The following is a 13,864-nucleotide window of genomic DNA, read 5'->3' on the forward strand; positions in this document are numbered from 1 at the left end:
CCTCCCCCGCTTCCCCGGCGGCCCCCTCCCGTTCCGGGGAGGGGCCCGTCGCCGTCTCGCCAGCCGGACCGCAGGTGGGGGCGGTTGGCGCGCAGCGTAGAATCCCTTTTCGTTCTTTTCTTCGCGTTTCCCCCTGGAGGCTCCGCCATGGCCCGTCCCTCGATGCTGCTCGCGCTCGGCGCGCTCGCGGCGGCGGCCGTAGCCTGTGCGCCCGTCGACAACACCGCCGACACGGCCGCCCCGGCCCCGACGGTGTCCACCGCGTGCACCAAGGACCAGCTCAAGCTCGTCAACGCCGGCAAGCTGACGATCGGGACCGACAAGCCCGCCTTCGAGCCGTGGTTCAAGGACGACGACCCGAGCAACGGCCAGGGCTTCGAGAGCGCGGTCGCGTTCGCGGTGGCCGGCGAGCTCGGCTTCGACCGGGACGAGGTGCAGTGGACCACGGTCAAGTTCGACTCGGCGTTCGCCCCGGGGGCCAAGCAGTTCGACTTCGACATCAACCAGGTGTCGATCAGCCCGGAGCGCGCCCAGGCGGTCGACTTCAGCAAGGGCTACTACACGGTCAAGCAGGCTGTCGTCACCGCGGGCGACGGCAAGTACGCCGGGGCCAAGACGCTGGCCGAGCTCAAGGACGCCAAGTTCGGCGTCCAGGTCGGCACCACCTCGCTGGCGGCGGTGCAGGAGGTCATCAAGCCGGCCAAGGAGCCCAGCGTCTACAACGACCAGGGCGACGCCGTCAGCGCGCTCAAGAACGAGCAGGTCGACGCCATCGTGGTGGACCTGCCCACGGCCTTCTACGTGACGGCCGCGCAGGTCGAGGGCTCCAAGATCGTGGGCCAGTTCAGCTCGACGGGCGGCGCGCCCGAGGAGTTCGGCCTGGTCATGGAGAAGGGCAGCGCGATCAAGTCGTGCGTCGACAAGGCCGTCGAGACGCTCAAGTCCAAGGGTGAGCTGGCCAGGATCGAGCAGGAGTGGCTGAGCTCGGCGGCGGGCGCGCCGGAGCTGAAGTGACCGCCGGCCCCACCTGGGTCAAGAGCGAACGGCAGCAGGAGCGCGAGCGGTTCCGCCGGTCACAGGGCCGGCGGAACGCCTCGATCGCCACCGCCTCGGTGGTCGTGTTCGTGGTGCTGCTGGCGACGATCGCCACCAACGCGCCCGGCTGGACGAGGGTGCAGGCGGCGTTCTTCAACGCCGAGGTGTTCCGCGAGTCGCTCCCGGACGTGGCCGAGGGGTTCCTGCTCAACATCAAGATCTTTCTGATCACCGAGCCGCTGGTCCTGGTGGTGGGCCTGTTGGTGGCGCTGGCCAGGAACGTCAAGTCGCCGGCGTTCCTCCCGATCCGCGCGCTGGCCACGCTCTACGTGGACGTGTTCAGGGGCGTGCCGACGCTGCTGGTCATCTACCTGGTCGGGTTCGGGCTGCCCGCGCTCCGGTTGCAGGGCATCCCGAGCGACCCCGCGACGCTGGGCATCATCGCCCTGACGTTGTCCTACGGCGCGTACGTGGCGGAGGTGTTCCGGGCCGGCATCGACTCGGTCCACCCCAGTCAGATGGCCGCGGCCAGGTCGCTGGGCCTGAGCCAGGCCAAGGCGATGCGGTTCGTGGTGCTGCCGCAGGCGACCCGCACGGTCGTGCCGCCGCTGCTGAACGACTTCATCTCGCTGCAGAAGGACACTGCGCTGGTGGCGACGATCGGGGCCCTGGAGGCGCTGCGGCAGGCGCAGATCCACACGTTGGACAACTTCAACTACACCCCCTACCTGGTGGCGGCGCTGCTGTTCATCCTGCTGACGATCCCGATGGCGCGGTTCACCGACCATCTGGCCGAGCGGACACGAAGGAGGCGGGGCGCGTGAGCCTGCTCAGCATCGAAGGAGTGTGGAAGCACTTCGGCGACCACAGCGTGCTGCGCGGCGTCGATCTGGAGGTGCACGCGCACGAGGTGGTGACGCTGATCGGGGCGTCCGGGTCGGGCAAGTCGACGCTGCTGCGCTGCGCGAACCTGCTGGAGACGGTCGACGACGGCGTGATCCGGCTGGACGGTGAGGAGATCACCGATCCGCGCGTGGACGTCGACGGGGTGCGCAAGCAGCTCGGCATCGTGTTCCAGGCGTACAACCTGTTCCCGCACATGACGGTGCTGGCGAACATCACGCTGGCGCCGCGTCAGGTGCACGGGGTGCCGAAGGAGCGGGCTGAGGAGGAGGCGCGTGACCTGCTGTCCAGGTTCGGGCTGGCGGACAAGGCGGGCGCGTACCCTGACCAGCTCTCGGGAGGGCAGCAGCAGCGGGTGGCGGTGGTGCGGGCGCTGGCGACGCGGCCGAAGCTGATCCTGCTGGACGAGGTGACGTCGGCGCTGGACCCGGAGCTGGTGCGGGAGGTGCTCGGCATCATCCGTGAGCTGAAGGAGTCGGGCATGACGATGCTGCTGACGACGCACGAGATGTCGTTCTGCCGGGAGATCTCCGACACGGTGTGCTTCCTGGACGGCGGCGTGCTGCTGGAGAAGGGGCCGCCGGAGCAGTTGTTCGACGATCCGCACCACGAGCGCACCCGGGCGTTCCTCCAGGGTGTGCGGGAGTCGGGGCGGCTTTAGCGCCGGTGCCGGCCGCGCCCGTGGGGCAGGGGCGGGGGTGGCCGCTCGCCGCCTGCCAGCAGGCTGTGGCGGCGGCCGTACGCGAGGTAGACGAGCAGCCCGAAGGCCATCCACAGGGCGAACCACGCCCAGGTCTGCACTCTGAGGTTCACCATGAGCCAGAGGGTGGCCAGCAGCGACAGGACGGGCAGCAGCGGGGAGAGCGGCACCCGGAAGCCGCGTTCGAGCTCCGGCATGCCGCGCCGCATGGTGATCACCCCGGCCGCGACGAACAGGAACGCGAACAGCGTCCCCATCACGACCAGCTCCTGCATGGTGAGCACGGGCACGAACTCGGCCAGCAGGATCGCGGTGGCGCCGATGACGAGGGTGACGCGGGAGGGCGTGTGGTAGGCGCGGCTGATGACGGCGAGCCGGCGGGGGATGAGCCCGTCGCGGGCCATGGAGAACAGCACCCGCGTCTGCCCCACGATCAGCACGAGGATCACCGTGGTCAGCCCGAGCACGGCTCCGGCGTCGATGACGTGGACCATCCAGTCGATCCCGGCGGCCTGGAAGGCGCTGGTGAGGGGCGCGGCGACGGCGATGCCGGTGTGCGGCACCATGCCGACCATGACGGCCGCCACGGCGATGTAGATGACGGTGGCGACGACGAGTCCGCGGATCATGCCCTTGGGCACGACGGTGCGCGGGTTGACGGTCTCCTCGGCGGCGGTGGCGACGATGTCGAAGCCGATGTAGGCGAAGGCGATGGCGGGCGCCGCGGCGAACACCCCGAACCAGCCGAACACCTGCCCCTGCCCGGTGAACAGCTCCAGCACGGTCGCCGACGGGGTGGCGGCGGGCTGCGGCTCGGCGTAGAAGCCGGCGTAGTTGGCGGGGTCGACGTGGAGGACGCCCACGACGACGACGGCGCCGATGGCCAGCAGCTTGGCCGACACCATGATCCACAGGGCGCGCAGCCCGATCCGGGCGCCCATCGCGACGACGGCGGTGAGCAGCACCAGGATGAGCAGCACGAGCCCGTCCTCGACCAGCTCCGGGTACGGGACGCGTACCCCGGTGTTGGCGATGGCGCCGACGGCGATCCGGCCCCACGCGCGGGCCACCACGGCGGCGGCGAGCTGCAGCTCCAGGATCAGCGCGCAGCCGATGACCCACGCCCACACCTCGCCGAAGATGACGTACGTGAACGTGTAGGCGCTGCCGGAGGCCGGCATGGTGGACGACAGTTCGGCGTAGCAGAGGCAGGCCAGCAGGCAGGCGATGCCCGCGATCATGAAGGAGAGGATGACGCCGGGCCCGGCCACGGTGGCGGCCTGCTGGCCGGCGATGCTGAAGATGCCGGCGCCGATCATCACGCCGAGGCCGAGCACGACGAGGTCGCCGGTCCGGTAGACCTGGGCCAGCCTGTGCCGGGCGCCGGTGCGTAACCCGGTGGCCTCGGCCGGTGGCAGACGTCGTGTGATTGTGGACAAGACACACCCCGCTCGTGTGACTCGCCCACAGTGCATCACCACTCAGGCAACAGCAAGCACGGTACGGTCACGCCCCGGTCACCAGCCAGGCGGTGCCGGAGGCCCGGAGGGTCAGCGTGATCAAACGTGCAATCATCCACAGGCCGAGCGCGCACCAAAGTGCAACGATGCCGAATCCGGCGGCGAGGAAGGCGGCAGGCAGGTACGCCAGCGTCGTCCACACGCCCGCCCAGGCGAGGTAGCGCTGGTCGCCCGCGCCGATGAGGACGCCGTCGAGGACGAACACCACGCCGCAGATCGGCTGGAACAGCGCGACAGGCCAGAGCACGGCCAGCAGCTCGGCGGTGACCTGTGGATCGGCGTCGAACAGGCCGGGCAGCAGCGGCCGTGCCGCGACGACGACCAGCGCGAGGGCCGCGCCGGACCAGACGCCCCACACCACCATGCGCCGGGTGGCGGCCCTGGTGGCGGCCACGTCGCCGGCGCCGAGCGCCCGCCCGGTGATGGCCTGCCCGGCGATGGCGATGGCGTCGAGCGCGAAGGCCAGCATCGTCCACACCTGTGTGGCGATGGCGTACGCGGCGAGCTCGGCCTGGCCCATCCGGGTGGCGATGACGGTGGCGACCAGGAGCACGATGCGCAGGCAGACGGTCCTGATGAGCAGGGCGAACCCGGCGGTGCCCGCCTGCCCGATCCCGGCCGGGTCGGGGCGCAGCGGCGTGCCCAGCCGCCGCGCGCCCTTGACGACGACGGTCACGTACACGACGGCGCCGAGCGTCTGCGCGAGCACGGTGCCCCAGGCGGAGCCGGCGATGCCCCAGCCGAGGCCGAGCACGAACCAGGCGTTCAGGATCGCGTTGAGCGCGAACGAGCCGATGGCCACCACGAGCGGCGTGACGGTGTCCTGGAGACCGCGCAGCACGCCGGTGCCCGCGAGCACGACGAGCATGCCGGGGGTGCCCAAAAGGCTGATGCGCAGGTACGTGACGGCTTCCTGGGACTGCTCGGGGCTTGCGCCGAACAGGTCGACGATGGCCGGGGCGAGCGGCCAGCAGGTGACGATGAGCGCCGCGCCGATGGCCAGCGCGAGCCAGATGCCGTCGACGCCGCTGCGCATGGCCCGGTCGTGGTTGCCGGCGCCGGTCTGCCGCGCGACGGACGCGGTGGTGCCGTAGGCGAGGAAGACGCACAGGTTGACGAGTGTCGTCAGGACGGCGCCGGCGACGCCCAGCGCGCCGACCGCCTGGGTGCCCAGCCCGTGGCCCACGATGGCGTAGTCGGCGAGCAGGAAGAGCGGCTCGGCGACCAGCGCGCCGAACGCGGGCACGGCAAGCCGGAGGATTTCCCGGTCCTGTCGGGTAATGGGCATCTGTACAGTATGCCCCTTACTCCGCGTGTCGGGCCAACTTTCTTTCCTCCACAGCCGGTGGATACTGTCTTCGCAGGTCAGAATAGGTGTGAAGGATCTTTTCCACAGTTATCCCCAGCTCCGTCCACAGGCATTTCACACCCTGGGGCGGTTCGTACACAGCTTGACCACAGGGTTTTCCACAGGCCGCGTTGCCGTCAGGGCGCAGAGCCGCGAAACTGTCACCCCGGTCGACTACAAGTGGGGGTGGTGCGACCGCCTGCAAGTCTCGAGGGGGCGCGGTGAGCATTGACGAAGAGGTCGGCGCAGGGCCGGGCTTCGAGCGCACCCCGCCGAGCAACATCGAGGCGGAGCAGTCCGTCCTCGGCGGCATGCTGCTGTCGAAGGACGCGATCGCCGACGTAGTCGAGATCATCCGTTCCGACGACTTCTACCGGCCCGCCCACCAGATGATCTACGAGGTCATCACCGACCTCTACGGCCGGGGCGAGCCCGCCGACGCCGTCACGGTCTTCGACGAGCTGCAGAAGCGCGGCGAGATGGCCCGCGTCGGCGGCGCCGCCTACCTCCACACGCTGACGGCCGTCGTCCCCACCGCCGCCAACGCCGGCTACTACGCGAAGATCGTCCGTGAGCAGGCGATCCTGCGGCGGCTCATCGAGGCCGGCACCCGCATCGTCTCCTTCGGCTACGGCGGCCAGAACGAAGAGGTCGACGACCTGGTCGACCGCGCCCAGGCGGAGATCTACAAGGTCACCGAGCGGCGCACCTCCGAGGACTACGCGGCGCTGGCCGACATCATGCCCGGCGCCCTCGACGAGCTGGAGGCCATCGGCAGCCGCGGCGGCCAGATGGTCGGCGTGCCCACCGGCTTCCAGGACCTGGACCAGCTCACCAACGGCCTGCACCCCGGCCAGATGATCGTCGTCGCGGCCCGCCCGGCCATCGGCAAGGCGCTCGCCCTCGACACCCCGCTGCCCACCCCGACCGGCTGGACCACGATGGGCCAGGTCGAGGTCGGCGACCTGCTCATCGGCGCCGACGGGAGGCCGACCCGGGTCGTCGCCGCGACCGAGGTGCTGCACGACCGGCCCTGTCACGAGGTGGAGTTCGCCGACGGCACGGTCATCGTCGCCGACGCCCTGCACCAGTGGCGCACCGCCGACGGCGTCCTGCGCACCACCGAGGAGCTCGCCCCCGGCCACGACGTGGCGCTGCCCGCCGCCTTCCGCCTCGACGAGCAGGAGCTCCCGCTCGACCCCTACCTGCTGGGCCTCTGGCTCGGCGACCGGGCCGGCGCGGGCGTGAGCGACCCGGCGCTCGCCGAGGTGCTGCGCTCCGACGAGCTGCACAAGGGCCTGGCCGCGCTCGGCCTGCTCGCCGCCGACCGCGTTCCCGCCGCCTACCTGCGCGGCTCCGAGCGGCAGCGGCGTGACCTGCTGGCGGGCCTGCTCGACGCCGACGGCCACGTCAACAGCGCCGGGTGGGTCCAGTTCGCCGCCACCGACCGGCGCCTCGCCCACGACGTGCGCGAGCTCGCGCTGACCCTCGGCTACCACGCCACGATCACCACCGAGCCCATCAGGGGCCGCGCCGGCGTGCCCTCCGCCCGCTACACGATCGGGTTCGCCACCGCCGAGCGCGTCTTCCGCCTGCCCGGCCGCCAGCCCGGCGCCGCGGGCCGGCCGTCCCACGAGATCGTCGCCGTCCGCCCGGTCGAGACCCGCCCCGTACGCTGCGTCGAGGTCGACAACGCCGACCACCTCTACCTGGCGAGCCGCGCCTGCGTGCCCACCCACAACAGCACGCTCGGCCTCGACTTCGCCCGCTCGGCCGCCATCAAGCACGGCATGACCACGGTCATCTTCTCCCTGGAGATGTCCCGCAACGAGATCACCATGCGTCTGCTGTCGGCCGAGGCCCGCGTCGCCCTCCACGCCATGCGCTCGGGCATGATGGGCGACGACGACTGGACCCGCCTGGCCCGCCGCATGAGCGAGGTCGCCGAGGCGCCGCTGTTCATCGACGACTCGCCCAACATGTCGATGATGGAGATCCGGGCCAAGTGCCGCCGCCTCAAACAGCGCAACGACCTGCGCTTCGTCGTCATCGACTACCTGCAGCTGATGAGCTCGCCGAAGAAGACCGAGAGCCGCCAGAACGAGGTCTCGGAGATCTCCCGTGCGATCAAGCTGCTGGCCAAGGAGCTGGAGGTCCCGGTCATCGCGATCTCCCAGCTCAACCGTGGCCCCGAGCAGCGCACCGACAAGCGCCCCCAGGTGAGCGACCTGCGCGAAAGTGGATCGATCGAGCAGGACGCCGACATGGTCATCCTGCTGCACCGCGAGGACGCCTACGAGCGCGAGTCCCCGCGCGCCGGTGAGGCCGACCTGATCGTGGCCAAGCACCGTAACGGCCCCACGGCGACGGTGACGGTCGCCTTCCAGGGCCACTACAGCCGCTTCGTCGACATGGCCCAGCACTAGGCCGCCCGGCGGCTCACTCCGTCGTCTGGTAGACGGCCAGGGTCAGCGTGCCGGGGCGGCGCTCGTACGCGGTGGCGCCGCCGGCCGAGACCCTGAGCCGGACGGTCACCTTGCCGTCGGCGCCGGGCCGCACCGTGCCGAGCTCGCCGACGCTGAACGTGCCGCCCGAAGGCGGCTCCCAGCACCTGGCGGCGCCCTTGGGGGGACGGCCGTTGACGCTGGTCTCCGCGTGCACCCGGCCGGCGATCGCGCCCGTGCAGTAGGCGACCACCGTGAGCGGCCGGTCCGTGGGCGGGAGCGTGAGCGTCACGCCGTGACTGTCGGGCCAGGTGACCGTCCTCGCGGTGAGGAGCCGGTACCGGTCGCCGATCGTCGCGGGCGGCGTCTCCGTCGGCGCGGGAGCCGGGGACGCGGGCGGCGTCCACTCGTAGATGCCGAACCGCCACCTGCCCGGCCGGCCCGGCACGTCCTTGGCGGCCTTGCCCATCGTCATCGTGAACGTGACCTCACGCGCGCCGCCGGGCAGCGGCGCGAGGTCGGCCGGCCGGTTCTGCTCGCACGAGCCGTGCAGGCCGTCGAACGTCAGGGGGAACCACCGGCGCGTCCCCGCCACCTTGGCGGTGACCGTGGGCACGTAGAACGGCGTGCTCGGCGGGCAGTCGGCCATGACGGCCAGCGGTTTCCCGCTCACCGGCACCTTCGCCGACACCGTCCTGGCGGCCGGCGCGTCCAGCGTGACCGTGGCGAGACGGCGGTAGACGGTCCCGTCCGCCGCCTCGAACCGGGCCGGGAGCTGCTTCGGGGCACTGGCGGTGATCGTGCCCTCCTTCTCGGGCGCCGGGCGTACGCCGAGCAGGCTCCAGCCCACCGCGACCGACGCCACGACCGACGCCGCCACGACGCCCGCGACCGCGACGACGGCGGCGCGGCGGCGTCGCGCCGCCGGCGCGCGGGCGCGCAGCCGCTCCCACGGGATCGGACGGTCCAGCGCCGGACGGCTGCGCTCCTCCAGCAGCTCGTACAGGTCCCTGTGGTCGATGGGCACGCCCTTACCCCTTCCTCGCGTACGCGGCCGCGAACGATGCGTCGACGCGCAGCTTGGCCAGCGCCCTGCTCGTCTGGCTCTTGACCGTCCCCACGCTGCAGCCCAGCGTCCTGGCGGTCTGGACCTCGGTCATGTCCTCGAAGAAGCGCAGCACCACCACGGCCCGCTGGCGGGCCGGCAGCCGGCCCAGGAGCTCCCAGACGAGCCGGCGCTCGTCCGCCTGATCCATGCGGTCGGAGTCCTGCGCCCGGTCGGGCGGCGCGCCGGTGGTGATCTCGGCCTGTCTCCAGCGCCGCCGCCACCATGACACGTGCTCGTTCACGATGATCTTGCGTACGTACGCCTCATGCTCCTCGCGAACGCGCGGCCAGACCACCCAGACCTTCATCAACGCCGTCTGCACCAGGTCCTCGGCCACGGCCCAGTCCCTGGTCAGCAGATAGGCGGTGCGGAGCAACCGATGCCATGCCGCCGCGACGAACGCGTCGTACTCCGATCGATCCGCCATCCCCCGAGCCTTTCCTCAGTGACAATCACCGGTACTACGCGGCCGGGGCGCGGAAAGGTTGCCTGGGGGAGAGGGGCAGCGGCCGGGGCGCGGAAAGGTTGCCTGGGGGCGGGGGTCAGCGGCAGGAGGCCGGAGGGCAGATGCGGGTGTCGATGCGGCGGGCGCCGGGGCCCTCCTCACCGAGGCGGTCGTGGGCGTTGGCGAGCGCGCACCGGTCGAGCGACAGGCAGCCGCAGCCGATGCAGTCGGTGAGGTCGTCACGCAGCCGCTGGAGCTGGACGATGCGGTCGTCGAGCTCCCTGCGCCAGGCGGCCGACAGCCGCGCCCAGTCGTCGCGGGTGGGGGTGCGCTCCTCGGGCAGCTCGGCGAGGGCGTCGGCGATGGTCTTGAGCGGGATGCCGAGCCGCTGCGACAGCCGTACGAACGCGACCCGGCGCAGGGTGTCGCGGGTGTAGCGGCGCTGGTTGCCGGCGGTGCGGCGGCTGGAGATCAGGCCCTTGGTCTCGTAGAAGTGCAGGGCCGACACGGCGACGCCGCTGCGCTCGGCGAGCTGGCCGACGGTCAGCTCCTTGGAGTTCCATGCCACGTTGGTCACAACCTCAAGGCTACTTGAGGATGACCGGGCGGAAGTGGGTCACCAGCCGTTCGCCGTCGAAGAAGTGCAGGGCGAAGCCGGGCGGCAGGTCGTAGGTGACGGGGAAGGCGGCGTCCGTCTCGACCTGGGTGAGGCAGGTGGAGACCACGCCGGGGGCGACGGCCACGGGCAGCCCGGCGAACCTGGCCGTCGCGCCGGTGTGGGCGTGGCCGGCGAGCACCGCGACGACGTTCGGGTGGGCGCGCAGCAGTTCTTCGAGCCGCTCCGGCTCCCGCAGCCGGATCTCGTCCACGTACGGGATGCCGAGCTCGACGGGCGGGTGGTGCATGCCGACCATGGCGGGGACCCCGGGCCGTTCCGACAGGACGGCGTCGAGCCGGGCCAGCGTCTCGTCGGCGAGGAACCCGTACGGGCGGCCGGGGACGCTGGAGTCGGCGAGCGCGATCGTCAGCCCGTCGAGCCGGATCGCCTGGTCGGCGGGCCCGATCCGCTTCTCGAACTCGGGGACGGAGTCGTGGTTGCCGGGACACACGGCCAGCGGCACGTCGGCCCGCAGGATCCCGGCGGCCACCTCGTACTCCTCGGCGAGCGCGTGGTCGGCGACGTCCCCGGTGACCACGACGGCGTCGATCTCGAGCGTGGCGAGGTGGCGCATGACGGCCTCGGCCCGCGTCACGCTCGCGTCGGAGCCGCCGATGTGGATGTCGCTGATGTGCGCGAAGACCGTCATCCGTGCACCTTACGCGATGGGGATCGGGCGCTCGAAGAAGGTCTCCAGCACCACGATCGACTGCGTGCTGGTGACGCCGTCCACCTCGAACACCCGGCGCAGCGCGTCCTGGAGGTCCTTGGTGGTCGCCGTACGGAGCTTGAGGAGCACCGAGGCGGGACCGGCGATCACGTGGGCCTCCTCGACGGCGGCGATCGCGGCCAGCCGGTCGGCGCTGCCGCCCATCCACGTGGCGCCGTCGACCAGCACGTACGCGACCACGCCGAGGCCGACGGCCTCGGGGTCGACCTCGATGGTGGTGCGCCGGATCACGCCGCGCTCGCGCAGCTTGCGCACGCGCTCGTGCGCGGCCCCGGCCGAGAGCCCGACCGCTTTGCCCAGGATCGCGTACGACTGGGTGGCGTCATCCTGGAGGAGACGGATCAGCGTCTTGTCAATGTCATCCATAGCCATATGCTATTAGGAAATTTCCGGCTTTGACCGAAGGACATTCAGCATGATCCCCACCGAATTCGAGGTGCTCGACGAGCGGTTCGCCACCGTGGGCGGCGACTCCTGGCTCGAACGGCTGCACACCGGCTCCCGCTGGGCCGAGGGCCCGGTGTACGTCCCGGCGGGCCGCTACCTGGCATGGAGCGACATCCCCAACGACCGGATGCTGCGCTGGGACGAGATGAGCGGCGCGGTCGGCCCGTTCCGTCAGCCCGCCGGCTACACCAACGGCAACACGCTGGACCGCGAGGGCCGGCTGATCTCGTGCCGTCAGGGCGAGCGCCGGGTGGTCCGCACCGAGCACGACGGCTCGATCACGGTGCTGGCCGAACGGTGGCAGGGCAGGCGGCTCAACAGCCCCAACGACGCAGTGGTGCGCTCCGACGGCTCGCTCTGGTTCACCGACCCCAACTACGGTATCACCAGCGACTACGAGGGGGTCAGGGCCGAGCAGGAGATCGACGGCTGCCACGTCTACCGGGTGGACCCCGTCACGGGCGAGGTGCGGATCGTGGCCGGCGACTTCGAACGGCCCAACGGCCTGGCCTTCTCACTGGACGAGACGCGGCTGTACGTGGCAGACACCCGCAGGGGCCACCTGCGGGTGTTCGACGTGCGCGAGGACGGCACGCTCACCGGCGGCGAGGTGTTCGCCGAGGGCGGCGGCCGTTACGACGGGATGCGCCTGGACGACCAGGGCCGGGTGTGGGCCGCCGCCGGCAAGGCCGTGCACTGCTACGCGCCCGACGGCGCCGCGCTCGGCCGGCTGCACGTGCCGGAGGACGTGGCCAACCTGGTGTTCGGCGGCCTCAAGCGCAACCGGCTGTTCATCGCCGCCACCTCCTCGCTCTACTCGCTCTACCTCAACGTCACCGGCGCCCGCCCGGTGTGGGCCTGAGCTCACTCCCACTTGAACAGCTTCACGGCCAGCCCGCCGAACAGCGCCAGCCCGACCAGCATCACGGCCAGGTGGGGGAGCTGCGGCCAGTCGCCCGCCCAGGTGTCGCGCATCGCGTTGACGAACGGGCCGACCACCGAGTAGTCGCTGATCGTGCGCAGGGCGTCGGGCATGATCTCGCGCGGGAGCCACATCCCGGCCAGGAACAGCAGCGGGAACATGACGACCGAGCCGATGCCCGGGGCGGCCTTGCTGCTGGGCGCGACGGAGGCGATCACCAGCCCGAGGGCCAGCATCGCCGCCGCCCCGAGCAGGAAGACCAGGACGAACCCGATCAGGTTCGCCGGCACGTGGGAGCCGAGCACCAGCGCCCCGAGCACGATCACCAGGACGGCGGCGATCGCGGCGACGGCCAGGTTGATCACCAGTTGCGCGCCGAGCAGCCGCCCTGGGTGCACCGGCGTCGTCGACATCCTGCGCAGCACGCCCTGCTCGCGGTAGGCGGTCAGCACGCCGGGAAGGGCGGTGAAGGACATCGTCATCAGGGCGAGCAGGATCATCTGCGCGGGCAGTTGCGCGTCGACGAACCGGGCCCCGCCGAGGTTCGGGTCGGGCTTGCCGAGGTCCGGGATCTGCCCCAGGCCCAGCAGCAGCCCGATGGGCAGCACGAGGCCGAACGCCAGGATCGGCCAGTCGCGCAGGTGGAGCTTGGTCTCCATCAGGAGGATCTTCTTCATGCCAGCTTCCTTCCGGTGAGAGCGAGGAACGCGTCGTCCAGCGTGGCCTGCTCGATCCGCAGGTCGCCGGGGATGACCTGCTGGTCGGCCAGGGCCATCGTGACCGCGTGCGCGAGGTTGCCCTTGCCGGTCACGACCATCTGCTGGCCGCTCCTGCTGACGTCGGTGACCTCGGGCAGGGCCAGCAGCACCGCGTCCGAGACGGGGGCCGACGGCCGGAACCGCAGCCGCTGCTCGCCGCCCACCCGCTCGATCAGCCCGGCGGGGGAGTCGACGGCCACCACGCGACCGGCGTCGATGAGCGCGATGCGGTCGCAGAGCCGCTCGGCCTCCTCCATGAAGTGCGTGACCAGCACGATCGTCACGCCGGAGTCGCGCACCTGCTCGACCAGCTCCCAGGTGTCGCGGCGGGCCTGCGGGTCGAGCCCGGTGGTGAGCTCGTCCAGCACCGCGATGCGCGGCTTGCCGACGAGCGCGAGGGCGACCGACAGGCGCTGGCGCTGGCCGCCGGAGAGCTTGCCGAACATGGCGTCCTTCTTGGCGCCGAGCCCGACGCGTTCCAGCAGCTCCCGCCAGTCGGCCGGGTCGGGGTAGAAGGACGCGTACAGGTCCAGCGCCTCCCAGACCTTGATCTTCTCCGGCAGCGCGGAGCTCTGGAGCTGCGCGCCGAGCACCCGGCGCAGGTGGTCGCGCTCGCGGTGCGGGTCGATGCCGGCGACGCGGATGGCGCCGCCGTCGGGGACGCGCAGCCCGGAGACGCACTCGACGGTGGTGGTCTTGCCGGCGCCGTTCGGGCCGAGGATGCCGAAGATCTCGCCCTCCGACACCTCGAACGACACGTCGTGCACCGCCACGTGGTTGGGGTAGCGCTTGTGGAGGTTCTCGACCTCGATGACGTTCATGGCTTCGACGCTAGAGTTCGCGCAG

General features: G+C 71.3%; 14 protein-coding genes. 5 read left to right on the forward strand and 9 right to left on the reverse strand.

What is annotated here, in order from left to right:
- The first annotated feature begins 147 nt into the window (after positions 1–147).
- Genes KME80_RS22845 through KME80_RS22855 form a run of 3 tightly spaced genes read left to right on the forward strand, consistent with a single transcriptional unit; the run spans position 148 to position 2,599 of the window.
- A complete protein-coding gene (locus tag KME80_RS22845) occupies positions 148–1,014 on the forward strand; it encodes an ABC transporter substrate-binding protein (RefSeq protein WP_219508154.1) in 867 nt (288 codons plus the stop codon).
- The gene (locus KME80_RS22850; RefSeq protein ID WP_308125892.1) at positions 975–1,859 is read left to right on the forward strand and encodes an amino acid ABC transporter permease; all 885 of its coding nucleotides are present in this window, start codon (positions 975–977) and stop codon (positions 1,857–1,859) included. Before KME80_RS22845 ends, KME80_RS22850 begins: the two co-directional genes overlap by 40 nt.
- Positions 1,856–2,599, forward strand: a complete 744-nt coding sequence (locus KME80_RS22855; RefSeq protein ID WP_219508155.1) for an amino acid ABC transporter ATP-binding protein — start codon at positions 1,856–1,858, stop codon at positions 2,597–2,599. Before KME80_RS22850 ends, KME80_RS22855 begins: the two co-directional genes overlap by 4 nt.
- Here KME80_RS22855 and KME80_RS22860 read toward each other — a convergent pair.
- Together KME80_RS22860 and KME80_RS22865 are read right to left on the reverse strand one after the other, a co-directional pair.
- Positions 2,596–4,077 (reverse strand): APC family permease, encoded by a 1,482-nt coding sequence (locus KME80_RS22860; protein WP_246645505.1) that lies wholly within the window; start codon positions 4,075–4,077, stop codon positions 2,596–2,598. The two genes, KME80_RS22855 and KME80_RS22860, sit on opposite strands and share 4 nt — an antisense overlap.
- A 67-nt stretch (positions 4,078–4,144) precedes the next feature.
- Complete coding sequence (locus tag KME80_RS22865; protein ID WP_219508157.1) at positions 4,145–5,446, reverse strand: MATE family efflux transporter; 1,302 nt, start codon at positions 5,444–5,446, stop codon at positions 4,145–4,147.
- A gap of 281 nt (positions 5,447–5,727) precedes the next feature.
- Between KME80_RS22865 and dnaB the strand changes: the two genes are divergently transcribed.
- Complete coding sequence (gene dnaB / locus KME80_RS22870; RefSeq protein ID WP_219508158.1) at positions 5,728–7,932, forward strand: replicative DNA helicase; 2,205 nt, start codon at positions 5,728–5,730, stop codon at positions 7,930–7,932.
- Between the two features lie 13 nt (positions 7,933–7,945).
- Here the strand turns inward: dnaB and KME80_RS22875 are convergent, their stop codons facing one another.
- From KME80_RS22875 to KME80_RS22895, 5 genes are all read right to left on the reverse strand, one after another.
- Entirely contained in the window at positions 7,946–8,977 is a 1,032-nt protein-coding gene (locus KME80_RS22875; protein ID WP_219508159.1) for a hypothetical protein, read from the reverse strand.
- Positions 8,978–8,981: 4 nt separating this feature from the next.
- Complete coding sequence (locus tag KME80_RS22880; protein WP_219508160.1) at positions 8,982–9,485, reverse strand: SigE family RNA polymerase sigma factor; 504 nt, start codon at positions 9,483–9,485, stop codon at positions 8,982–8,984.
- Between the two features lie 115 nt (positions 9,486–9,600).
- Positions 9,601–10,080 (reverse strand): redox-sensitive transcriptional activator SoxR, encoded by a 480-nt coding sequence (gene soxR / locus KME80_RS22885; RefSeq protein ID WP_219508161.1) that lies wholly within the window; start codon positions 10,078–10,080, stop codon positions 9,601–9,603.
- A gap of 10 nt (positions 10,081–10,090) precedes the next feature.
- Positions 10,091–10,810, reverse strand: coding sequence for a metallophosphoesterase (locus KME80_RS22890; protein WP_219508162.1), 720 nt, complete (start codon positions 10,808–10,810; stop codon positions 10,091–10,093).
- A gap of 9 nt (positions 10,811–10,819) precedes the next feature.
- Positions 10,820–11,257: an Lrp/AsnC family transcriptional regulator gene (locus KME80_RS22895; protein ID WP_219508163.1), complete on the reverse strand. Its 438-nt coding sequence runs from the start codon at positions 11,255–11,257 to the stop codon at positions 10,820–10,822.
- A 49-nt stretch (positions 11,258–11,306) separates the two neighbouring features.
- On the opposite strand from KME80_RS22895, the gene KME80_RS22900 reads away from it, so the two are divergent.
- On the forward strand, positions 11,307–12,200 hold the full coding sequence (locus tag KME80_RS22900; protein WP_219508164.1) for an SMP-30/gluconolactonase/LRE family protein: 894 nt from the start codon (positions 11,307–11,309) through the stop codon (positions 12,198–12,200).
- Between the two features lie 2 nt (positions 12,201–12,202).
- Here the strand turns inward: KME80_RS22900 and KME80_RS22905 are convergent, their stop codons facing one another.
- Together KME80_RS22905 and KME80_RS22910 are read right to left on the reverse strand one after the other, a co-directional pair.
- Positions 12,203–12,937, reverse strand: coding sequence for an ABC transporter permease (locus KME80_RS22905; RefSeq protein ID WP_219508165.1), 735 nt, complete (start codon positions 12,935–12,937; stop codon positions 12,203–12,205).
- Positions 12,934–13,839 carry an ABC transporter ATP-binding protein gene (locus KME80_RS22910; RefSeq protein ID WP_219508166.1) on the reverse strand — a complete coding sequence of 302 codons (906 nt, stop codon included), beginning with the start codon at positions 13,837–13,839 and terminating at the stop codon, positions 12,934–12,936. The genes KME80_RS22905 and KME80_RS22910 overlap by 4 nt, the downstream gene beginning before the upstream one ends.
- Between the last annotated feature and the right edge of the window lie 25 nt (positions 13,840–13,864).

The sequence above is a fragment of the Nonomuraea ceibae genome (genome assembly GCF_019396325.1).
GTDB lineage: Bacteria > Actinomycetota > Actinomycetes > Streptosporangiales > Streptosporangiaceae > Nonomuraea > Nonomuraea ceibae.

Coding starts and splice junctions, on each gene's coding strand:
- KME80_RS22845 (WP_219508154.1), top strand. CDS start 148: ATGGCCCGTCCCTCGATGCTGCTCGCGCTCGGCGCGCTCGCGGCGGCG.
- KME80_RS22865 (WP_219508157.1), bottom strand. CDS start 5,446: ATGCCCATTACCCGACAGGACCGGGAAATCCTCCGGCTTGCCGTGCCC.
- KME80_RS22880 (WP_219508160.1), bottom strand. CDS start 9,485: ATGGCGGATCGATCGGAGTACGACGCGTTCGTCGCGGCGGCATGGCAT.
- KME80_RS22890 (WP_219508162.1), bottom strand. CDS start 10,810: ATGACGGTCTTCGCGCACATCAGCGACATCCACATCGGCGGCTCCGAC.
- KME80_RS22895 (WP_219508163.1), bottom strand. CDS start 11,257: ATGGATGACATTGACAAGACGCTGATCCGTCTCCTCCAGGATGACGCC.
- KME80_RS22900 (WP_219508164.1), top strand. CDS start 11,307: ATGATCCCCACCGAATTCGAGGTGCTCGACGAGCGGTTCGCCACCGTG.
- KME80_RS22905 (WP_219508165.1), bottom strand. CDS start 12,937: ATGAAGAAGATCCTCCTGATGGAGACCAAGCTCCACCTGCGCGACTGG.
- KME80_RS22910 (WP_219508166.1), bottom strand. CDS start 13,839: ATGAACGTCATCGAGGTCGAGAACCTCCACAAGCGCTACCCCAACCAC.